The 20,268-nt window shown below is 61.2% G+C and carries 20 protein-coding genes; 12 read left to right on the top strand and 8 right to left on the bottom strand.

Going from position 1 to position 20,268, the window contains the following annotated elements; translation table 11 throughout:
* Both BFQ03_RS02405 and BFQ03_RS02400 read left to right on the top strand, forming a co-directional pair.
* A partial coding sequence (locus BFQ03_RS02405; protein ID WP_239695216.1) for a collagen-like triple helix repeat-containing protein occupies positions 1 to 1,359 on the top strand: 1,359 nt, incomplete at its 5' end.
* Positions 1,360 to 1,547: 188 nt separating this feature from the next.
* On the top strand, positions 1,548 to 3,230 hold the full coding sequence (locus BFQ03_RS02400) for a ShlB/FhaC/HecB family hemolysin secretion/activation protein (protein WP_065942410.1): 1,683 nt from the start codon (positions 1,548 to 1,550) through the stop codon (positions 3,228 to 3,230).
* A gap of 247 nt (positions 3,231 to 3,477) precedes the next feature.
* Here BFQ03_RS02400 and BFQ03_RS02395 read toward each other — a convergent pair whose 3' ends face one another.
* From BFQ03_RS02395 to BFQ03_RS02385, 3 genes are read right to left on the bottom strand one after another with little or no spacing between them, the layout of a single operon-like run.
* Entirely contained in the window at positions 3,478 to 3,666 is a 189-nt protein-coding gene (locus BFQ03_RS02395) for a Flp family type IVb pilin (RefSeq protein WP_032859783.1), read from the bottom strand.
* Positions 3,667 to 3,710: 44 nt separating this feature from the next.
* Positions 3,711 to 4,103, bottom strand: coding sequence for a response regulator (locus BFQ03_RS02390; protein WP_032859784.1), 393 nt, complete (start codon positions 4,101 to 4,103; stop codon positions 3,711 to 3,713).
* A 55-nt stretch (positions 4,104 to 4,158) separates the two neighbouring features.
* Positions 4,159 to 4,347 (bottom strand): Flp family type IVb pilin, encoded by a 189-nt coding sequence (locus BFQ03_RS02385; protein ID WP_032859785.1) that lies wholly within the window; start codon positions 4,345 to 4,347, stop codon positions 4,159 to 4,161.
* Between the two features lie 329 nt (positions 4,348 to 4,676).
* Here BFQ03_RS02385 and cpaB point away from each other — a divergent pair, with 329 nt between their 5' ends.
* The 8 genes from cpaB to BFQ03_RS02345 are packed head-to-tail and all read left to right on the top strand — an operon-like array spanning position 4,677 to position 12,104.
* Positions 4,677 to 5,624, top strand: a complete 948-nt coding sequence (cpaB, locus tag BFQ03_RS02380; protein ID WP_032859786.1) for a Flp pilus assembly protein CpaB — start codon at positions 4,677 to 4,679, stop codon at positions 5,622 to 5,624.
* A 19-nt stretch (positions 5,625 to 5,643) separates the two neighbouring features.
* A complete protein-coding gene (locus BFQ03_RS02375) occupies positions 5,644 to 6,846 on the top strand; it encodes a type II and III secretion system protein family protein (RefSeq protein ID WP_032859787.1) in 1,203 nt (400 codons plus the stop codon).
* The gene (locus BFQ03_RS02370) at positions 6,843 to 8,036 is read left to right on the top strand and encodes a CpaE/TadZ family protein (RefSeq protein WP_032859788.1); all 1,194 of its coding nucleotides are present in this window, start codon (positions 6,843 to 6,845) and stop codon (positions 8,034 to 8,036) included. Before BFQ03_RS02375 ends, BFQ03_RS02370 begins: the two co-directional genes overlap by 4 nt.
* A complete protein-coding gene (locus BFQ03_RS02365; RefSeq protein WP_032859789.1) occupies positions 8,033 to 9,304 on the top strand; it encodes a TadA family conjugal transfer-associated ATPase in 1,272 nt (423 codons plus the stop codon). Before BFQ03_RS02370 ends, BFQ03_RS02365 begins: the two co-directional genes overlap by 4 nt.
* A gap of 10 nt (positions 9,305 to 9,314) precedes the next feature.
* Positions 9,315 to 10,196: a type II secretion system F family protein gene (locus BFQ03_RS02360; RefSeq protein WP_032859790.1), complete on the top strand. Its 882-nt coding sequence runs from the start codon at positions 9,315 to 9,317 to the stop codon at positions 10,194 to 10,196.
* A gap of 1 nt (position 10,197) precedes the next feature.
* Positions 10,198 to 11,085, top strand: coding sequence for a type II secretion system F family protein (locus BFQ03_RS02355; RefSeq protein ID WP_032859792.1), 888 nt, complete (start codon positions 10,198 to 10,200; stop codon positions 11,083 to 11,085).
* Positions 11,086 to 11,095: 10 nt separating this feature from the next.
* Positions 11,096 to 11,812 (top strand): tetratricopeptide repeat protein, encoded by a 717-nt coding sequence (locus BFQ03_RS02350; RefSeq protein WP_065942409.1) that lies wholly within the window; start codon positions 11,096 to 11,098, stop codon positions 11,810 to 11,812.
* Positions 11,813 to 11,831: 19 nt separating this feature from the next.
* Entirely contained in the window at positions 11,832 to 12,104 is a 273-nt protein-coding gene (locus tag BFQ03_RS02345; RefSeq protein WP_032859795.1) for a DUF3613 domain-containing protein, read from the top strand.
* 116 nt (positions 12,105 to 12,220) lie between these two features.
* Here BFQ03_RS02345 and BFQ03_RS02340 read toward each other — a convergent pair whose 3' ends face one another.
* A complete protein-coding gene (locus BFQ03_RS02340; RefSeq protein ID WP_032859796.1) occupies positions 12,221 to 13,003 on the bottom strand; it encodes a response regulator transcription factor in 783 nt (260 codons plus the stop codon).
* Positions 13,004 to 13,129: 126 nt separating this feature from the next.
* Positions 13,130 to 13,603 (bottom strand): prepilin peptidase, encoded by a 474-nt coding sequence (locus BFQ03_RS02335; protein ID WP_065942408.1) that lies wholly within the window; start codon positions 13,601 to 13,603, stop codon positions 13,130 to 13,132.
* A 72-nt stretch (positions 13,604 to 13,675) separates the two neighbouring features.
* Here BFQ03_RS02335 and BFQ03_RS02330 point away from each other — a divergent pair, with 72 nt between their 5' ends.
* Both BFQ03_RS02330 and BFQ03_RS02325 read left to right on the top strand, forming a co-directional pair.
* On the top strand, positions 13,676 to 14,113 hold the full coding sequence (locus tag BFQ03_RS02330; RefSeq protein ID WP_032859799.1) for a TadE/TadG family type IV pilus assembly protein: 438 nt from the start codon (positions 13,676 to 13,678) through the stop codon (positions 14,111 to 14,113).
* Complete coding sequence (locus tag BFQ03_RS02325) at positions 14,110 to 16,854, top strand: PAS domain-containing sensor histidine kinase (protein WP_065942407.1); 2,745 nt, start codon at positions 14,110 to 14,112, stop codon at positions 16,852 to 16,854. The genes BFQ03_RS02330 and BFQ03_RS02325 overlap by 4 nt, the downstream gene beginning before the upstream one ends.
* Here the strand turns inward: BFQ03_RS02325 and BFQ03_RS02320 are convergent.
* From BFQ03_RS02320 to BFQ03_RS02310, 3 genes are all read right to left on the bottom strand, one after another.
* The gene (locus BFQ03_RS02320; RefSeq protein WP_065942406.1) at positions 16,851 to 18,788 is read right to left on the bottom strand and encodes a pilus assembly protein TadG-related protein; all 1,938 of its coding nucleotides are present in this window, start codon (positions 18,786 to 18,788) and stop codon (positions 16,851 to 16,853) included. The genes BFQ03_RS02325 and BFQ03_RS02320 overlap by 4 nt on opposite strands.
* A 258-nt stretch (positions 18,789 to 19,046) precedes the next feature.
* Positions 19,047 to 19,604, bottom strand: coding sequence for a DUF4136 domain-containing protein (locus BFQ03_RS02315; RefSeq protein ID WP_065942405.1), 558 nt, complete (start codon positions 19,602 to 19,604; stop codon positions 19,047 to 19,049).
* Between the two features lie 45 nt (positions 19,605 to 19,649).
* Positions 19,650 to 20,252 carry a DUF4136 domain-containing protein gene (locus BFQ03_RS02310; RefSeq protein WP_029297619.1) on the bottom strand — a complete coding sequence of 201 codons (603 nt, stop codon included), beginning with the start codon at positions 20,250 to 20,252 and terminating at the stop codon, positions 19,650 to 19,652.
* Positions 20,253 to 20,268 lie beyond the last annotated feature (16 nt).

Below are 20,268 nucleotides of genomic sequence, written 5' to 3'. Positions count from 1 at the left end.
GGTGGCACAGGTGGCGGAACCGGCGGTGGTACTGGCGGCGGCACAGGTGGCGGCACCGGCTCAACCACCAGCCCCTTGGTAACCGGTCAAATCGCAGCCAACCTGGGCGACACCCTCGGCAACGTAGGCACAGCTATCGGTGGCATCGGCACAACCGTGGGCGGCGTTCCCGTCGTCGGCACTACAGCCGGTGGCTTGGTGACCAGCGTCGGCACGGCGGTAGGCAGCGTCAGCGATGGCTTGACGGATGGCCTGGGTTCCCTGGGCACTAACAGCAACTCCCTGGGCATTACCGTGGCCGGTGTGGGCAACGCTGTCGCCGATCTGGGCGGTGGTGTTTCGACCACTGGCAAATCGTTGTCCACCACCTTGGGTGGCATCCCTGTCGTCGGCGGCCTTACCGGTGGTGTCGGCGGCACTGTCGGTGGCGTGGTAGACAAAGTAGGCCAGGCCGTCACCATGCTCGGTGACACCTTGAGCACTGCCAGCACTACGGGTCCCCTGGGATCGGTCACCAACACCCTGGGCGGCAAAGTACTGGTACCGGTGGTCTCGCTGGTTGAAAACACCACGGGCAATCTCGGTAAAGCCACCGGCCTGGGTGCCCCGGTCAATGGCCTGCTGGATAAAGTCGGCTCAACCGTCACCGGCCTGAGTGGTCAAGTGTCTGGTGCTGGTGGTACTGGCAACCCTGTCACTGGCATCGTGGGCAGTGTGCTCGGCGGTGTAGGTGCCGTAGCAGGCACTTCCGGTGGCCTGGTTTCGCCTTCTGCCGGGACTGGCAGTGGCAGCGCCCCAGCATCCGGCCTGCCTGAACTGGTAGGTGGCCTGGTGGCCAACGTCGGCAACGGTCTGAATGCTGGCAACACCAACGGCACCGTCAGTGCGGGTGGTGTGGCAGGCGGTGCACTGGGTAACACAGTGGCTTCGCTTGGCACAGTGATCGGTGGCAACGGCGTCGCCAACACAGCGGCCACCGCACCGATTGCAGGCCTGGCCAGCAATGTGGGCGCCGCGCTGAACCCTGTGACTTCGGGTGTCAGCAGCCTGACCCAAAATATCGGTACCACCACCGGCATCGGTGCACCGGTTAACGGCCTGGTGACTCAAGTGGGCGGGGCGGTCAGCAGTATCGGCACCAGCATCACGGCCACCAATGCCAACCCCATCACCAATACCCTGGGGCAAACCGTCAACACAGTCGGTGGGGTTGTCACCTCACTGGGCGGCGCAGTCACCGGTGGCACGGGTACAACAGGTGGTCTGCTCGGCAACTTGAACATCGGCGCCACCGCCACTGGCAGCACCAGCGGCACCGTAGGCGTCGGCGGTCTGCTCAACGGCCTGACCGGTAAATAAGAGAATTGCACCTGGCCCATTAGACGGCCTCCCCTACAGCGCCTACGCTTGGTTGAGACGAGAGACTCCAATGGATCTCTCGTCTTTTTTATTGGCTGTCAGCCAGCCAGTGAAAGCCCCCGAACCGCGCCCCAGAGCCCGGCGGAAACCAGCGAAATGCTGCTGCAGTTTTGACCATGGAGTGTCCTATGCGCGTTTTGACGCCGTTGTTATTGCTCACCCTCAGCGCTTACGTCCACGCCGAGACCCTACCCAGCTTCCTCAACAGCAACGACACCATCCGCAACCTCCCCGTGCCCAACCTGCCGGCCGACGCCTACCGCCCGGTGACCCCACAGACCCAACTGCCGCAGACCCCGGCCGCACAAGCCCAGCCGTTGCTGATGGACACCAAGGTCACCATCCGCAAGCTGCAGATCGACGGCGGCACGGTGTACCCGCTCCAGGAAGTCGCCCAGGTGTTCGAGCCGTTGATTGGCCACGAAACCAACCTCGCGCAACTGATCGAAGCCACCCGCAGCATCACCCGACGTTATCAACAGGATGGTTACCTGTTGTCCTACGCTTTCCTGCCCGACCAGCGCTTCGAACAGGGCCTGGTGCGCGTGGTGTTGGTCGAGGGCTATATCAAGGACTACCAGGTGCAAGGCGACATTGGCTCGGTCTCGGCCTACGTCGACAAACTGGCACAAAAGCTCCTGGCCGAACGCCCACTGACCCGCAAGACCTTCGAACGCTACACCACGTTGATGGGGCGTATTCCCGGCGTCACCCTGCAAGCGCAGGTACCGCCACCGGGCACCACCGATGGTGCCGCGCATATGAATATCCAGGCCAGCCGCAAACCGTTTACCAGCAGCATGAGCATGACCGACGACAGTCGCGGCGGCCTGCAAGCCTTGATCGCCGGCACCAGCAATTCCCACACCTCGATGGGCGAACAAGTGAGCCTCAGCGGGCTGTTCCCGCCGGGGGAGGACAAAGAGCATTACTACCGCCTCGACTACAGCCAGTTCATCAATGCCGAAGGCACGCAACTGAGCCTGTATGGCGCGCGCTATCGCAGCGACCCGAGCACCCACATCCGCCTGGACGGCGGCTTCTCACTCAAGCCGCATCGGGAGAACGACCGCTTCTCCATCGGCCTGAGCCATCCGCTGATCGCCTCGCCCAGCGAGTCGCTGACCGTTGGTACACGCTTCTACGGGGTGAACGACAGGACCCGCTATCAACTGGTCGGTTACCCGCAACGCTTCGATGTGGAAACCGACCTGCGTGCGCTGGCCTTCGAAGGGGATTGGCGTAAAGCCGACAACCGCCAACTGCGCATCCTCAGCGCCGGCCTGTACCAAGGTATCGACGGCCTGGGCGCCAATACGCGCAGTGACCTGGAAGGAATAAAGTCGGACCTGGACTTCTTCCGCCTGCGCCTGTCCGGGGTGCAGAGCGACAAGTTCTTCGACAACTGGCAAGGCGTTCTTTCGGCGGCGCTGTACTGGAGCGACGACACTCTGCCCGACAGCGAACGTGCGGTATTCGGTGGGCAGAACTTCGGGCGCGGTTATCCCGATGACCAGGGCTCGGGCGACAAGGGCTGGGGCGTGGCCTACGAGGTCAACTACAGCTACAACCGGGCGGGGGACTGGGTCAGGATCGTGCAGCCTTACATCGTGCTCGACCGTGCCAAGGCCTGGTTCAACAACCTGCCGGTGAAGGGCAGCGACATGTCTTCTGCGGCCGTCGGCCTGCGTTTTGGCGATGCCAAGTACTACAACATTGCGTTGGAGGCGGCCAAGCCGATGTCGGATATGGCGTTGGACAGTTTTAACCGGCGGCCGCGGTATACGTTGAGTTTTAGCTATCAACTGTAGGGGGCTTGGATTTTTTTGGGGGGGGCCGCCCAAGACCAAACTCGCTCCCCTTGTGGGAGCGAGCTTGCTCGCGATGGTCGTTAACGGTGACGTTGGGTATCTGACACTCTGCGGCGCTCTAACTGACGCCATCGCGAGCAAGCCCGCTCCCACAGGTAAGCAGCTTCGCACTTTGATTTTGTTTACTTAGTGAGCCGCTGTAAAAGCGCAACCAATAGCCGTCGTTACAGCAGCAACGGGTATGCACTCAGGTCAACGCATCCCCCACCTTGCCAAAGAACGTAGTGATCTGCGGCCCCAGCAACTTCCCGGCCGCCAGCACCACCAACGCAATCACCACAATCAAAATCACATATTCGATAGCCGTCGCACCCTCCCGCCGGCGCAAGAACAGCATCGACCACGCACAAATCCTCATCAGCAAGGCAAGCAACATAAAATATCTCCTCAACTGGGCGCTACGGACTGGCCAACTGCTCCCTACGCCCTGGGAAACAGATTGTTTAGGGTGTCGATCAATCGAACCAGGTAGATGGGTTTGCGAAACAGGTCCAGGACCTGCAACCGCAACATGTCACTGACATCATCCATTTCGGCATGACCGGACATGACAATCACGGGCAGATGCTGGCGTGAGGTGTGCTCACGCAAGCGCTTGATCAGGGAAATCCCGCTTTCCTCAGGCATGCGCAGGTCGGTGATGACCAGCCCGATATCAGGATGCAGTGTCAGTTCCTGCAACGCGTCCGTGACGGAGGTGGCGCAGAAACAAACGAAGCCCTCGTTTTCCAGCGACTCCGCCAGTTCTACGAGGGCATCTTCTTCGTCATCCACCAACAGGATCTGTTGGCGGCTCGCAACAACGGCGTTCATGAGCAATACCTTGCGAAACAATCACTGATGGGCTTGCTCAAAGCACTGTTGCCAATCAGGTCAGGGCTGCCCCGACTTTAGCGAACATGGCCGCGATCTGAGGCCCAAGCAATTTCCCCGCTGCCAGCACGACAAGGGCAATAACGGCCACGAGGATCACATACTCAATCGCTGTGGCGCCTTCCTTGCGGTGAAAGAGCAGTTGGAGCTGGACGTAGAGCTTCATCATGAAGGTAAGGAACATATGACTTCTCCTTTGCGCTTACGTGCGCAGATCTCGCAGTGCTGCACGGTGATTGCTGCGTGCCACTAGAGCATTGTCAACAAACCCCACCTCAACAACTGTAAGAACTGATTAATCACAAAGTATTAGTCGTAAAACTGGCGTCATAAACCCGTGTTTTCAGGGCGCATGTCGATAGTTCCAAAATAAATCATGGTCGGTAATGGCATTTTGTCCTAGCTCGGCTACCTTCAAATAACGAAATCGTTAGATGTTCATAGCTGCCTGGTTGCGAAATCAACTCGTTGGGAAAGACGGGCGCGTGGTGCAACAGGAAAGGGAGAGCCTTCATGAACAGTCGTGTCAGCATGATCCTGGCCGGGTTGTTATTAATCGGCGCGCTGTTCGCGGGTTATTGGGGACTGGTGCTGAGTCGTCCGCCTGAGCCGGCTGCCGAGCCTGCGCCATCTGGCGTTTCTGTGGAAAAAACCGTCGCCGCCGTCGAAGACCAGACCCGTCAATCGGTAGTGGTCCTGGCCCATGATGTACCGCCGTATGTTGCCCTCACCGCTGCTGACCTGACCCTGGAAAGACTGCGCACCGCACCCGCCGGTAGTTTGACCAGCCTCGACCAGGCCATCGGCCGCACACCCTTGAGAGCCCTGAGTGCCGGCACCTGGCTGGATAACTCCAGCTTCAATGCCGGTGGCCCGCTGGCCCGCATGATCCGCCCTGACGAGCGCGCCCTGGCAGTGGCCGTCGATGAGGTCATCGGCGCGGCTGGCCAGTTGAGCCCAGGTGATTATGTGGATGTGCTGCTGTTCCTGCGCTCGGAAGGCGCTAACCCTGAGCCCACGTCCCAGATCATCGTGCCGGCCCTGCGCCTGCTCAGCGTGGGCGATAACCTCGGCCCGACCAACGATGGCAAGCCCGCCGTGGCGCCGCCCACCACCGATGAAGAAAAAGCCCGTCAGGTACAACGCCAGGCAAACCCGCCACGCACCGTGGTGTTGGCGGTGCCGGAACAGTTGATGAGCCGCCTGATGCTGGCCACCAGCGTCGGCGCCTTGCGCCTGGCCGTACGCAGTGCCGATGAACAGTTGCTGAGCCAGTACTGGGCCGGGGATAACGAGGCGTCGGCCAATCTGCAAAGCGCCAATCGCGACCTGTACCAGTTCACTCAACTGGCCATGGTCGCCGCGCCGAAAAGAGTTGCACAAGCCGGGGCCACCAACGAATCCAGGCGCTCCGGCATCGAGGTCATACGCGGTAACCAAGCGACCCAACAAAATCCCTGATTGAACAAGGATGCCTTGAATGCACCAACGTTTAGCACCTGTGTTCACTCAAATGGCCTGGGCACTGATGCTGTCCAGCCTGCCTGTCGGCCTGGCGTTTGCGGCCTCGGACAGTTGCAGCAACCTGGGCGCCCTGCCGGCCGTGGTCGAGGTCGGCGAAGGCTTGCAGCAAACCCTGCAATCACCGGTGGCAATTACCCGCTTGGCCATCGGCGACCCGAAAATCGCCGATGTGCACCTCAACGGTGACCGCAGCTTCCTGCTCACCGGCGTTGCTTCTGGTGCCACCAGCCTGATGGTCTGGACTCGCTGTTCCAGCGCCCCGCGCCAGAGCATGGTGTTCGTCAAGGGCAAAGCCAGTTCAAGCCTGACCAGCCAGGCCCTGTCGCCCTCCGACGACCCGTCCCTGCCGAGCCAGGTGCAGACCGATATCCGCTTTGTCGAAGTCAGCCGCACCAAGCTCAAGGAGGCCAGCACATCAATCTTTGGCGGCACTGGCAACTTCCTGTTCGGCAGCCCGCGTACAGCGGGCATGAGCCTGCCGCTGGACAACAACACCTTTAACATCGGCATCGGCGGCGGGCGGTTTTCGGCGCTGATCAATGCCCTGGAACGCAGCGGCTTTGCCTATACCCTGGCGCGGCCGAGCCTGGTTGCCATGAGCGGGCACAGCGCGACCTTTCTCGCCGGCGGCGAAGTACCGATCCCGGTGCCCAGTACCGGCAGCGATACGATTTCCATCGAGTACAAAGAGTTCGGCATCCGCCTGACGTTGACCCCCACCGTGATCGACCGCACGCGGATTTCCCTCAAGGTGGCGCCGGAAGTCAGCGAACTGGATTACGCCAACGCCTTGCAGGTAGAAGGCATCCAGGTGCCGGCCCTGACCGTGCGCCGTACCGACACCACGGTGTCTTTGGCCGACGGCGAAAGTTTTGTGATCAGCGGCCTGATCAGTAATAACAACCGTTCCACCATCAGCAAGTTTCCAGGCCTGGGCGATATCCCGATCCTCGGTGCGTTTTTCCGCGACAGCAACGTCAGCCGCGAGGAAAAAGAGCTGCTGATGATCGTCACCCCGCACTTGGTCCAGCCCCTGGCCGCCAACGCACGCCTGCCGTCCCTGCCCGGGGAAAAACTGCGCAACTACGACCCCAACTGGTATCGCCTGTACTTCCTGGAAAACGGCAACTTCGACCGACGCACAGGACTTTCCCAATGAGCGATAGCCTGAGCCAGACGTTCCTGGCAATCACCCGCAACACCACCGACCTGGAATGGCTGCAAGGCGCCCTCGCGCCCCTGGGCCAAGTGGTCAGTGCCGGTGGTGGCAGCCTCGACGAACTGTTGGCCCTGGTGGACGTGACCTTCGCCAACCTGGTGTTCGTGGGCCTGGACCGCGAGCATGTGGTGGCCCAGAGCGCCTTGATCGAGGGCGCCCTGGAAGCCAAGCCGATGCTGGCTATCGTCGCCCTCGGTGACGGCATGGACAATCAACTGGTGCTCAACGCCATGCGTGCCGGCGCGCGGGATTTTGTCGCCTACGGTTCACGCTCCAGCGAAGTCGCCGGCCTGGTGCGACGCCTGAGCAAGCGCCTGCCCCCGGTCGCTCACAACGCACACCTGGGCGGCCTCACTGTGCTGTATGGCACCCAGGGCAATGCCGACGGCGCCCTGCTCGCCAGCCACCTGGCGATGGTGGTGCAAAAGAGCGGTCAACAGACCTTGCTGCTGGACCTGGGCCTGCCCCGTGGCGACAGCCTGGCGCTGCTGGGCCTGGAAAGCTCATTCAACTTTGGCGATGCCCTGCGCCACCTGCGCCGCCTGGACACGACCCTGATCAACAGCGCGTTCACCGCCACCGACGGTGGCCTGCGCATCCTCGCCTATACCGAAAGCGACGAGCCGCTGGAAATGACCAGCGCCGCCGAGCTGTACATGTTGCTCAGTGCCCTACGCCAACACTTCCAGCACATCGTGGTGAACCTCACCGGCCAGCGCGACAGCGAAGCCTTGCGCACGTTTGTCAGCCATTGCGACAAGCTCTTGTGGTGTACCGACCAGAACGTCCTCGACTGCCGGCGCAACCTGGCAGTCCTCAATCAGTGGCGGGAAAAAGGCATGAAGCTTGATCATGCCAAGCTGCTGGTGGACCGCTACCTCAAAGGTGCCGCGCCGGATAAAGAGGCATTGGAAAATAGCTTCGGCCTGGAAGCCATCGCGGTTTTGCCGTTCAGCCCCGAGGTGCGCCTGAACGCCAAGAACCAGGGGCAAACCTTATTCAGCCTGGCCCCCCGGGAGCCCCTGACGCAGACTCTGAAAGCCTTGGGCGAACGCCTGGCCAAGCGTACCGAAGGCCTGGAAAAACCCTCCACCCGTTGGTTCGAACGGCTGCTGGGGACCGCCAAATGAGCGGCGAAAAACTCTTCGGCGCACCCGCTCGGGGGCTTAACAGCACCGTGGATCACGACGGCCTGAAACTGGTGCTGCACCGCTACATCATCGATGCCATCGAAGAGTCGGGGAAAAACCTGCTGGAAGGCTCACGCCAATCCCTGGCGCAATTTGTCATCGACAAGGTGTCCGAATACATCACACGCATGCACCTGGCGATTTCCCGCTATGAAATGGAGCGCCTGGCCGAAGAAATCGTCGATGAACTGACCGGCTTCGGGCCGCTGGAAGTGCTGCTGCGCGACCCCTCGGTGACCGAGATTCTGGTCAACGGCCCGCACCGGGTATTTGTCGAGCGCGACGGCCTGTTGCACCAGAGCGATCTGCGCTTTATCGACGCCCATCATGTGGAGCGGGTCATGCAGCGCATCCTCGCGCCACTGGGCCGGCGCCTGGATGAGTCGTCACCAATGGTCGATGCCAGGCTGCCCGACGGCAGCCGGGTCAACGCAATCATCCCGCCGATTGCCCTGGACGGTCCGTGCCTGTCGATTCGAAAGTTTCGCAAGGACATGCTCAAGAGCAGCGACCTGGTGGCGATGCAGACCATCGACCAATCGATCTTCGAGTTTTTCCAGGAGGCAGTGGGCAAGCGCTGCAACATCCTGATCAGCGGCGGTACCGGCACCGGCAAGACCACTCTGCTGAACATCCTCAGCCAGTTGATCAACCCCCACGAGCGCCTGGTGACCATCGAAGACGTGGCCGAACTGCAACTGGGCCATCCCCACGTCGTACGCCTGGAAACCCGCCCGCCGAATGCCGAGGGCCACGGTGAAGTGAAGGCCAGCGACCTGATCCGCAACGCCCTGCGGATGCGCCCGGACCGCATCATCCTCGGCGAGATCCGTGGCGTGGAAGTGCTGGATGTGATGACTGCGATGAACACCGGCCACGACGGTTCCATGAGTACCGTGCACGCCAACAATGCCCAGGATGCCCTGTTGCGCCTGGAAACCCTGGTAGGCCTGACCGGTCGTGTGGTGGCGGAAAAGACCCTGCGCCAGATGATTTGCGCAGCGCTGGATGTGGTGATCCAGCTGACCCGACTGCCCGATGGCCGACGCTGTGTCAGTGAAGTGGTGGAAGTGGTGGGGGTGCGCGACGACGTGTATGTCACCAACACCTTGTTCCGGCATGACCGGCGCACCGGCTTTGGCTTCCTGCGTGAGGCGGTCAACCCGGCGGGTGACAAACTGCGCCGCGAGTCGGCCCTGCCGCTATAGGAGCGTCATCATGACCGGCGCCATCCTGATGTTCAGTTGCGTGATCCTGATTGGCGTGTCGGTGCACCTGTTCCTCAGTGGCCTGCGCCAGGCGGAAACCGATCGGGTCCTGGAGCGACTCGCCGAAGGGCAGCCGCTGCTGGCCGAAGAGCGTGGCCATTGGGTCGCCCTGGAGCGCATGTTCCAGCGTGCGGGCCTGGGCAAGCCCACCGACAGCCTGGGCCTGTGGGTGACCTGCTGGGTGTTGGGCGCGGTGCTGGGCTTTCTGGTGTGGAGCTGGCTCGGGTTGGCCGCAATGGTTGTGCTGCCGCCCTTGATACTGCGGCTGTACATCGCCTGGCGCTATCGGCGGCGGGTAAAGCGGATGGTCGAGCAACTGCCACAAGTGCTCGACCATACGGTGCGCAGCCTGAAGTCCGGACGCACCCTGGCCGACGCCTTGCTGGGGGCCATCGACAGCACCGAGGAGCCCTTGAAGCCCGCCATGGGGCGTATCCAGCGCAACGTGCAATTGGGGGTCAGCCTGCCCGAGGCCGCCAGTGACTTCGCCGAATTCTACGAGCAGGACGAGTTCCGCATGCTTGCCCTGGGGCTCAAGGTCAACCACCGCTATGGCGGCAACGCCAGTGACTTGCTGGAGAACCTGATCAAGGTCATCCGCGAACGGGAACAAGGCGCCCGGCAATTGCGTGCCATGACCGGCGAGACGCGCGTCACTGCCTTCGTGCTGGCCGGCATGCCGATTGCGATGGTGGGCTATTTCATGATGATCAACCCCGGCTACCTGCTGACCATGTGGAACGACGACAGCGGCCGCTACATGCTGCTGGCCGCACTCACCATGCAGGTGCTGGGCTGCCTGACGATGTGGCGCATGTTGCGGAGTATTTGAGATGGTCCTGTTGATCAGTGCCCTGCTGTTTCTTGCTGCACTCGTGTTGATCGCCGGCCAGCTCATGGCCCAGCGCCGTCGCCAGCGCCTGGTCAACCAGCGCCTGCAAGGCCAATTGGTGCGTGGCGACCGATTCGGTACCCTGCTCACCCAGTTTGGCAGCAGCCAACTGGCCCAGCGCTCAGTGAGCATGGATAACGAAACGCAGATCCTGCTCAACCGTGTGGGCTGGCGCAAAGCCAATCAACGCTCGATCTTCGCCGCCTGCCAGATTGGTGTGCCATTGGTGCTGGCAGGCGTGATCCTGATAGGCGAGGAAGTGATTTTTCCCGGTGTCGACTCCCCGTGGATCGCGCCCCTGCTCGGCCTGGGCCTGGGCTACCTGATCCCCAAGCGCATCCTCGCCAGTGCCGCCAAGGCCCGGCAGCAACAGATCTCCCGCGAGGTGTCGACCTTCATCCCGCTGCTGCGCATTCTGTTCGAGTCGGGCATGGCGGTAGAACAGTCCCTGCGCGTGCTCAGCGTTGAAGCGCAACGCCTGTTGCCCGCGCTGACCCAGGAACTGCGGTTGATCCTGTCCCGGGTCGACTCGGGCCTGGAACTGAGTGAGGAGTTGGGCAAGACCGCCAGGCTGCTGGCCGTGGACGAGTTCACCGACACCTGCATCATTTTGCAGCAACTGATCCAACAGGGCGGCGGCGCCATGAAGTCGCTGCTGGCCCTCAAGCAACTGCTCGATGACCGCCGCCTCACCCGCTTGCAGGAGTTCATCTCGAAGATGTCGGCCAAGATGTCGGTGGTGATGATGGTTTTCCTGTTTCCCGCTTTATTGATTGTGCTGGGGGGGCCGGCATTCATTGCGATCTCCCGGGCCCTGAGCAGTTTTTGAGGAGCGCTCGATGAAAGCACTGATTACCGGTTTGAGCCTGCTGCTGCTCGGCGGCTGTGCCAGCAACGGCCAGGCACCGTGGTCGGCGCTCATGTCGCCAGGCGCCTGCGCCAAGCCCAGTTCCGAACAGGAGCTGTCGTTGAACCTGGCTGACGACATGGCCAATGAAGGGAAAATGCACGCCAGCCTGGCCAACCTGCAAAGCCTGCCGGAGTCTTTGCCGCAAGTGCGCCAGCGCAAGGCCAAGGTCTACCGCCTGCTCGGGCGCAGTGAGGCACAACCGCTGTACCGCAGCCTGCTGGGCACCTGCATGGCGGCCGAGGGTGAACACGGCCTGGGGCAACTGGCAGCGGCCCGGGGCGACAACGCGCAGGCCTTGACCCATATGCAACGCGCGGCGCAACTGGCTCCCACCGATGAGAAAATCCGCAATGACCTGGGCGTGGTCTACCTCAACCAACGCCGAATGGAAGATGCACGTTTTGAGTTCATGACGGCCATGGAGCTCAAGCAGAGCGACCAACTGGCCGCCGTCAATCTGGTGACCCTGTTGATCTACCAGGACAACTGGGGGCAGGCCGCGCAACTGGCCAGCCAGGTGGGCCTGAGCCCCGAGCAGGTCACCGAGGCCCAGGCCCGGGCCGAGAAACTCAAGGCTGCCGGCGCGCCAGTTGCCAAGGATCAGGTCGCGGCGGCCAGCGATACACCGCCTGTACTAATCAAGTAAGCGCTTGAAGGAGCCGACGATGAAACTCCATTACCTCGCCAGCCTGACGCTGCTGGCCCTGCCCCTGACGGTACTGGCCATCGAGCCGGGCCCCTCGTCCAAGGCCCAGCAGGAAACCGAGCATTGGCTGGGGCTGCAAGTCAGCGGGCAAGCCGCCTCGCCCACGGTGCAACAGGCAACGTTCGCCGAACGCGAACTGGCGCTGCAGCGTTTGCTGGAAAGCAAGAAATTCGCGATCCCCGAGAAGTTCGACGAGGACAGCGCTGGCGGGGGCTCGGGTGGCAGCAAATAAACCAAACGCCCTGACAATCACTGAAAATTTATCGGATACACCTCAACTCAAAATGTGGGAGCGGGCTTGCTCGCTCCCACATTGGTTTTGTGCATGTCCTGAGTAATCAGTAATCCTCAGTGCGCCGTCACCCGCTGGCGCAATGCCGAGCTGCTCGGCGACAGCGCCAATGCCAGTTGGGTGCGGTTATGCATATGGGTCAGGCGCAACACCTGGGACACGTACAGCTTGACCGTGTTCTCGGTGATGCCCAGCTCGCAGGCAATCTGGTAGTTGGTCTGGCCCTTGCCCACCAATCTGGCGACGTCCAGTTGCCGCGGTGACAACTGATTGAAGATCGCCGGCACCTCCAGGCGCTCGGTCTCCTCGCTTGCCCCTTCGCCATCGGCTCGCGCCGCCGGGCCGCGACGGACCTTGTCCAGGTCCTGGTACAAGTCGTCGATGGATTCTGAAAGGTATTGCAGCTTCTGGTTCAAATTCCCCAGATGCAGATTCTTGTGGCGTTCTTCCAGCGCAGCTTCCTGACGCTGCAACCCTTCCAGCAACTCATTGAGGTTGATGGGCTTCTGGTAGTAATCGGAGATACCCACGCGCAAGGCCTTGATCACGTCTTGCTTGTCGGCGCGACCGGTCAACATGATGGCTTCGAATGCACGCTGCTTGCCGGCGATTTTTTGCAGTGCCTGCACCAACTCGATACCGTCCATGTCGGGCATATGCAGGTCACACAGCACCAGGCCGATCTGCGGGTCCTCGCTGAAGCGTTGCACGGCCTGCTGGCTGGATTCACAAGGGACACAGCGATAACCGCTGCTTTCGAGAAACTCGCAAAGCTCTTCCACGATCAGCGGCTGATCATCGACCACGAGCACTTTTACTGCAGACGTAAGCTTGTTCACGCGCTACTCCATGCCTGGCAAGCCAAAGATTGACCTATCCGTTCCGAAGAACTTTCCTACTTGCTTGTGTAAATAAACTTAGACGTACTTTCCGACTATGTACATAGCGATAGAGAGCATCCACGACTAATGGAGCCACAGCCAGGCCAGGGTGAAACCCACTAACAGAAACGGCGCAAAGGGCAGCTTCCTTGACGGGTCTACCACCAGATAACCCAGGCGCGCTCTAACACCTTGACTGACAAGTGGTAACAGCCGCGGCCCATAGATCAGCCAGGCGACATTCGCCACGCCGGCACCGATCAGCGACCACAACAGGTAGGTCGAATTCGACGCCAGTGCCAACGCCGCGAGCAGCTTCACATCACCGGCGCCCAGGCGCCCGAGGGCGTAGCCGGGCAGCGTCAACAGCAGCGCCAGGAAGAAGGCCCACACCCCTTCAGCCCTGGAGGTCCCCAGCCATGTCGAGCCGCTCCACATCAGGTAAAGCAGCGCCAGCAGCACGGCACCCAGGGTCAGGCGATTGGCAATCTGCCGCTGGCGAACGTCCTGCACCGCACACACCACCAACCAGACAAAAACCACGAGGCCTTGGATCACGTAAAAACCGTCCCTTTTTGCTGATTGATTCTATGCTGATATCAGGTAGTAGCAGTCAGGGTAGTCGCAGTGATGAAAACCAGCCTCCCTAGAAAGCAAAAAGGTGCCGTCGCCATCGAGTTTGCGGCGGTCTTCGTGATTTTTTTTGCCGTGTTCTATGCCATGGTCAGCTACAGCCTGCCGCTGTTGCTGTTGCAGTCGTTCAACCAGGCCACGGCCGAGGCCGTGCGCCGCAGCGTGGCGTTGGACCCCAGCACCCCCAACTACAATGCTGCGCTCATACTGCGGGCGACCCAGACCGTGCAAAGCCAATTGCAGTGGATTCCCGCCACCTTCCAGTTCCAGGCGGGCCATATCAACCCGACCTACACCGCCGGGGTGCTGACCGTCGAAATCAACTACCCCTCGGCTAATCTCAAGAATGTCCTGCCGTTTATTGTCCTGCCAGGCATTGGCACGGTGCCCAGGCTGCCAACGACACTGCATGCCCAGTCGAGCCTGCAATTTTGACCTCCGGTGACAAAATCTTCGGCAGGCTGCTCGGCCGCAGCAGCGCCCAGGCCCTGCAAGCCCCAGCCAGCCAGCCTAGCCCCGGCCTGCACCTGCGCCTGGACCAGCAAGGCCATGTGCTGCAGATCAGCCGTGCGCTGCGCCCGCAACTGGCCCATCACCTTAGCGCCCAGCCCCAACCGCTGTTGCGCGACCTGCTGTGCCTGCCTGGCGCACTGAGTATCGAAGGCACGCCCGTCGACTGGCAGCGCAATAGCCTGGACCTGGATTTCCAAGGTGCCGCCGACACGATCCTGCATACCCGTGGCTGGGTCGAGCCCGATGGCGATGGCTGGATCCTGCGCCTACTGGATATCAGCGACCTGCTGCAAGGCCGGCAGTTGGCCCAGCAGCGCGAACAGAACCATCAACTTGCCAGCCAGATGAGCGAGCAACTGCGCGTCTGCAGCCTGACGCGCCTGCCGCAAGTGTTCAACGACCACCTGCGCAGCCTCGCCCAGCGCTGGCGCATCCCTTGCGTGGCCATGGTTTTGCTGGACCAGCAGGATCAGGACTGGCTGGTCTACAGCAGCCACAGCGCCCATGACGCGCCGCAACTGTGGACGCCGGGGCAACGCCTCGGCACCTGCCTGGACAGTCTCAACGGCAACACCCCACTGAGCCTCAAACATCTCCAGGGCCGCAGTGAGCACCCACGCCTGTACAGCGTGTTTGGCAATGCCGAGGGCTTGCTGGTGCCCTATCGCGATAGCCAGGGGGTCGCCGCCTGGTTGCTGTGCGGGTTCTACAGCGGCCACCCCGACGTCAACGAGCGTGACTGGCTGAACCTCGCCGCCGCCCTCGCCGCCCCCTTGCTCAGCCGCCTGCGCGAGCAGCGTCATCACCAGCAGCTGGAGCGCGTGGAAGCCTTGCAGGGCCTGCTCGGCACCGGCTGGTGGGAGTTGCTGAGCAGCGGTGAAGAGATCCTGTTGGCACCACAACTGATGCGCAGCCTGAGCCCGGAAGATGCGCCGACCAGGCAAGCCCTGGGCAACTGGCTGGAGTTGATTCACCCCGCCGACCGCCAGGAGCTCAACAGCCGCCTGCAAGACCTGCAAACCCTAAGCAAACCGTTGCTGACCAGCGTGCGCCTGCTGCGTACCGACGCCAAGCAGAACCCTATCTGGTACCGCGTGCAGGGCCAGGTGCTGGGTGCCGGCGACCAGCGGCGCTGGATCGGTTTCATGCTCGATATCAGCGACATCAAGAACCAACAACTGCAGGCCGCCGCCGCCCATGCGCGCCTGGATAACCTGATCGCCAGCTCCCCGGCGGTGATCTACGTCCAGCGCTACGTCAACGGCGCGCTGCACCCGGCGTTCTTCAGCGACAGCCTGCTGCCGCTGCTGGGCTGGACCCTGGCCGAATGCACCCACGACACCTCCGTGGAATGGGTACACCCCGACGACCGCGATGTGTACTTCGAACGCACCCGGCAACTGCTGCGTGAAGGCAGCGTGCGCAGCCGCTACCGGGTGCGTGATCGCCAGGGCAATTACCACTGGCTGTTGGACGAAGCCAAGCTTTTGCGCGACGACCTCGGCTTGCCGGTGGAAGCCGTCGGCCTGTGGCTGGACGTCACCGAAGCGACCCTGGCCGCGCAACAGATCAAGGAAAGCGAGGAGCGCTACCGGATCCTCGTGGAAGACTCGCCGGCGATGATCTGCCGTTATCGCCCGGACCTGACCCTGACTTTCGGCAACACGCCCCTGGCCAACTACCTGGAATGCACGCCCGCACAGTTACCGGGGATCAACCTGGGCGAATGGCTGTCGGCCGAACAACGCAACGCCTTTGTAAAACGCATCAGCCAGTTGAGCCCGGAATTTCCCGTCAGCACCGCCGAAATCAGCCTGCAACTGCCGGGGCGCGAACATGCGTGGTGGGTCTGGTCCGACCGTGGCGTGTTCGACGAGCACGGCCAGTTGCAGGAAATCCAGGCCGTGGGCCGCGATAACACCGAAGTGCGTCGCTCCCAGCAGCAACTGACCCAAAGCGCGAAAATGGCCACCCTCGGCGAAATGGCCACCGGCCTGGCCCATGAGATCAACCAGCCGCTGAACGTGATGCGCATGGCCATCGTCAATGTGCTCAAGCGCCTGGGCAACGGCGACGTGCAGATCGATTACCTGACGGAAAAACTCCAGCGCATCGACGCCCAGGTCCAGCGCGCAGCCAGGGTGGTAGACCATATGCGTGTGTTCGGCCGCCGCTCGGAGGTCGAGCAACAACCTTTCGACCCGGCCCAGGCGGTGGAAGGTACCCAGTCACTGCTGGGCGAAGGCCTGCGCGGCAAAGGCGTGGACCTGCGCATCACCCCCATGGACTTCAATGTGCAGGTCAACGGCCATGTCGACCAATTGGAACAGGTGCTGATCAACCTGGTGGTCAACGCCCGCGACGCACTCGTGGCCCGACATGAAAAAAACCACGACTTCCAACCCTGGATCGCGCTGTACAGCGAACACGACAGCCGTCATGTACGGATCTGGATTGAAGATAACGGCGGCGGGATCGACGCACGGTTGCTGGAACGGATTTTCGAACCGTTCTTTACCACCAAGCCCATCGGTGTTGGTACCGGGCTGGGGTTGTCGGTGAGCTACGGCATTGTGGAAAACATGGGCGGACGGTTGAGCGTCGTCAACAGTGAACATGGGGCGCGGTTTTGTGTGGAGTTGCCGGTGGTGGGTGGGGGTTAGATGACGAGGTAGGCGCGGCCCATATGGCAGGTGAGGTTGGCGCCGACTTCGGCGTTGCCCAGGTTGATACCCAAGCCGCTGAGCAAGCCATTGACGATAGGATCGAGTAGCGGTGAGAGCAGGCCTTGAATTGCCGTAACCAGAAGATTTACAACCAAAGCCAAGCTATCTGCAACACCTGCAAGCAGGCTACTCGATGCACTCCCGCTAGGAGGTTTGTAGGTAACCTGAAGGCCACTCAACGTGGCTCCCAGACTGTTGACGATGTCGATACTGCTGATGCTCTGATAGGTAGACTTCGCATTCATTTCCGCAACTGGCATATACAGCAAACTTTGGGTTCGCTCGCCGATAGTGGATTCGGCCTTCAAGAGAAAGCCACCACCAACATTACTTTTGCGTGTAGCACTACAGCCACCTAACAGTGAACAATATCTTGTACCGATATCAATCAGCCGTATGGGTTGGACGTCCACAGGGACAGAAGGAGAAAAAGCTTTAGCAGGATCTATATCACCGATAGCTAGAGTGGCAATTGAGCTATGAGCCAGCACAGTCAAAGACTTCGTAGCTGGGGTCGCGCAACTGAAGTCCGTTACATGGCTTTCTGAGCTGGCGGCCTCGATATAAATGTCCAACTTGGTCGCGATTGCGATATCAGTACGGTCGCATGCGAGGACGCATAGAACACCACCCAGTATCGCAGGCAAGTCCAGACTCAATACTCCTTTAACTACCTTGAGGACAGGCGTCGTCAATCCCGCGATCCCAGACACGATAGAACTAACGTCCTTGAGCACCGAAGCATCTATAGATACCAGCGTCCTGACTTGCGCCGTACGCACATAAATTTGATCGGTATTGGTGGCTAGCCCTTGCTTCGCCTTGAGTGGATTTCCGATGTTTGAAAGCTGCGGTGGCTCGATAACCTTCGTCGTTATAGATACAGAGCCAACCAATGGAATAGTGACCAGCCCTGTAACACTCACTGCGTTTTTCTTATTGGAAAGCTGAGCCACGCCTTGGATCAACTGAAGTAACTGCACATTGGTATTAAGCGCTTCGGTGGGCGTTCCATTGGCTATGTCCAACAAATCCCCCAACTTCAGGATTTTCGTATTTTTGGCTATCAGTTGGATTGCACTCGTAGCCCCAAGCGCAACCGAAGCCGCAGCTCCATTTTGCTGAAGAACCGTAACCGCTGCATTGAGCAGTTGAGTTGGTGACACCAGGGTGTCGAGCAGTGTCGTGTAGTCCCCAGCCGTAACCTGCGCTTGAATGGCCAACTGATCCAAGTAGCTAAGCAGGTTAATGTCGGTCGAGGCCAAGCCCTCCCATCCTGCGGCGGTGATCGAGAGGTTACCGCCGAGCATGCCTCCGACCACCAAATTAAGAAGATCAGACTTCGCGGTGTTGACAGAGGCAAGCGAACTTCTAATCGTCAACTGCGCCACCGGCGGCGCCAGCGCGGCAACCGCCGTAGCCGTCAATGTGGTATTGGCGTTGTACGTCCCGCTGAACAACCTCCACACCCCATTGGCAATACCCGTAGAGACAGTACGGCTCGCTACCACACGAATGGCATCACTCTTGGTTGCATCGACAGTAAAGACACGGACATTGGCCGCATTGGTCAACAACGTCCCACAGCTCACCGCCAGCGCGCGGCTGTTGTCGTTGGCGACGACGGTGAAGCCATTACGGGTGGCGTTTTGCTTGGCGTAATCAACAGCGGTGGTGCTGCCTGAACACTGCCCACCGCGATTGGCGGCTTCAAGGGCGGCGGTGTCGGCAACGGCCTGCAGCTTGCGTTTTTCAAGGTACAGGCGGCCGCTATCGACCACCAGCAACAGAAACACCAGGGCCAACGCCAAGGTCCCGGCGAACACCAGACCGATTGCGCCACGTTGGCCAGAACGAAGTCGGGGAGACATCGAGCACTCCTTTGCCGGCGAACTGCCGAGCGCTTACTCTCCTGTAGTGAACTGCAGTGTAGACAAGGCTTGGAAGGTACGCTGGCAAGTAGCCATATTTGGCGACTGACGGAACCTGTAGGCGCTGGCTTGCCTGCGATGCGGGCGCTGCGGTGTAACAGGTACACCGCGCCGATCCCATCGCGGCCTCGCTGGGGCTCGACGGCTCCCACATTTGATCGGTACTTGTGACACAGATCGGGACTGGCCGAGCGTGACTTAGCGTGGCGGGTAGTTGGACAGCACCTTGGTCACCGTCGCCCGGATCGCCGCGCTGCGGTCTTGCGGGTTTGGCGAGCTGCTCATCATCTGCTCGTCGCTGCCGCGCCACACCAGTTTGCCGTCCTTGCCGTCCAGCAGGTCGATCTGGAGAGTGGCGACCTTATAGGTGACGTTGCGCGTTTCGTTGTACATCGGCGCCCCCCAATAGCCATTCCACGGGCCGCCCCAGGCGCCGCCGTAGTTGGTGGTGACTTGTTGCTGGCGGTCTTCGACGATCAGGTAGGCCTGCACGTTCACGTCAGCCTTGGCCCCAGGGGCGACCGGGCGCAGGCCGCGCTGGTCGAGCTGGTCGGCCACCGCCTGGCGGATGCGCTGTTCGGTAAGGTCACTCTTGATCCGCGGATCATCGGGACGGTATTGCAACGCCGGGTCTTTCCAGGCCCAACTGCGGTAGGCGCCAAAGTCGCGGCTGGCGTCAAAGTCGTGGTTGACCTGATTGGTCTGGCAACCGCCCAGCAGCACGGCAAAAGCGAGCAAAGCGATACGACGCAACATGGTAGTTCTCCAAAGGGCAAACCCAACCTGAGATGAGAATAGCTGTTAACTCGGAGGATACGCCGTCATCGCCTTCTGCACAGCCTGGCGCAAGGCATCGCCGCGTTCACTCAAGCTACCCTGGCTGCCCGTTTCGGCGCTGGCGCTCCACACCGGCTGGCCCGTGCGGGCATCGAACAGGTTGACCCGGACCACCACAACCTGCACTTCATAGGTGCGCACAATCGGCACCGAGTTGTACATGCCGTAGCCGTTGCCATAGCGATTGTAGCCACCGTAGCCATAGCCATAATCGTCCTGCACCTGACGCAAGCGCTTCTCCAGGTGCACATCGGCGCTGACCAGCAGGTCCGGCGCACGCTGGTCATGCACCGGGCGCAGGCCGCGTTGGTCGAGGGCGCCACTGACGGCTTCGGCGATCTGCGCAGGATCTGCCCAGGCCGAGCCCGCCGGCAACTGGCCGTTGCGCCAGGCCCAGTTGCGGTAGGCGCCATAATCACGCACCGGCGCCGGGTAAGCGCTGGCGTCAAAGGTGTTGGCCGCCTGGGCAGGCGCCGGCGGCATCGGCTTGGACGCCGCAACATACGGGTTGTTGCTGGAGCAGGCCCCCAGCCCCAGGCACAGCAGGATCAATGCACAGCGCTTCATTTCGATCTCCGCAGAC

The sequence above is a fragment of the Pseudomonas sp. 25 R 14 genome (assembly GCF_900004755.1).
In the GTDB taxonomy this organism is placed as follows: Bacteria; Pseudomonadota; Gammaproteobacteria; order Pseudomonadales; family Pseudomonadaceae; genus Aquipseudomonas; species Aquipseudomonas brenneri.
The sequence above is the reverse complement of the archived record's forward strand: the minus strand, read 5'-3'. Positions and strand labels throughout refer to the sequence as shown.

What these genes read in the sequence shown, in the direction of transcription:
- BFQ03_RS02390 (WP_032859784.1), bottom strand. Translation starts at nt 4,103, where the DNA reads ATGAACGCCGTTGTTGCGAGCCGCCAACAGATCCTGTTGGTGGATGAC.
- BFQ03_RS02310 (WP_029297619.1), bottom strand. Translation starts at nt 20,252, where the DNA reads ATGAAGCGCTGTGCATTGATCCTGCTGTGCCTGGGGCTGGGGGCCTGC.
- cpaB (WP_032859786.1), top strand. Translation starts at nt 4,677, where the DNA reads ATGAACAGTCGTGTCAGCATGATCCTGGCCGGGTTGTTATTAATCGGC.
- BFQ03_RS02345 (WP_032859795.1), top strand. Translation starts at nt 11,832, where the DNA reads ATGAAACTCCATTACCTCGCCAGCCTGACGCTGCTGGCCCTGCCCCTG.
- BFQ03_RS02385 (WP_032859785.1), bottom strand. Translation starts at nt 4,347, where the DNA reads ATGTTCCTTACCTTCATGATGAAGCTCTACGTCCAGCTCCAACTGCTC.
- BFQ03_RS02360 (WP_032859790.1), top strand. Translation starts at nt 9,315, where the DNA reads ATGACCGGCGCCATCCTGATGTTCAGTTGCGTGATCCTGATTGGCGTG.
- BFQ03_RS02315 (WP_065942405.1), bottom strand. Translation starts at nt 19,604, where the DNA reads ATGTTGCGTCGTATCGCTTTGCTCGCTTTTGCCGTGCTGCTGGGCGGT.
- BFQ03_RS02375 (WP_032859787.1), top strand. Translation starts at nt 5,644, where the DNA reads ATGCACCAACGTTTAGCACCTGTGTTCACTCAAATGGCCTGGGCACTG.
- BFQ03_RS02370 (WP_032859788.1), top strand. Translation starts at nt 6,843, where the DNA reads ATGAGCGATAGCCTGAGCCAGACGTTCCTGGCAATCACCCGCAACACC.
- BFQ03_RS02330 (WP_032859799.1), top strand. Translation starts at nt 13,676, where the DNA reads ATGAAAACCAGCCTCCCTAGAAAGCAAAAAGGTGCCGTCGCCATCGAG.
- BFQ03_RS02395 (WP_032859783.1), bottom strand. Translation starts at nt 3,666, where the DNA reads ATGTTGCTTGCCTTGCTGATGAGGATTTGTGCGTGGTCGATGCTGTTC.
- BFQ03_RS02350 (WP_065942409.1), top strand. Translation starts at nt 11,096, where the DNA reads ATGAAAGCACTGATTACCGGTTTGAGCCTGCTGCTGCTCGGCGGCTGT.
- BFQ03_RS02355 (WP_032859792.1), top strand. Translation starts at nt 10,198, where the DNA reads ATGGTCCTGTTGATCAGTGCCCTGCTGTTTCTTGCTGCACTCGTGTTG.
- BFQ03_RS02365 (WP_032859789.1), top strand. Translation starts at nt 8,033, where the DNA reads ATGAGCGGCGAAAAACTCTTCGGCGCACCCGCTCGGGGGCTTAACAGC.
- BFQ03_RS02400 (WP_065942410.1), top strand. Translation starts at nt 1,548, where the DNA reads ATGCGCGTTTTGACGCCGTTGTTATTGCTCACCCTCAGCGCTTACGTC.
- BFQ03_RS02320 (WP_065942406.1), bottom strand. Translation starts at nt 18,788, where the DNA reads ATGTCTCCCCGACTTCGTTCTGGCCAACGTGGCGCAATCGGTCTGGTG.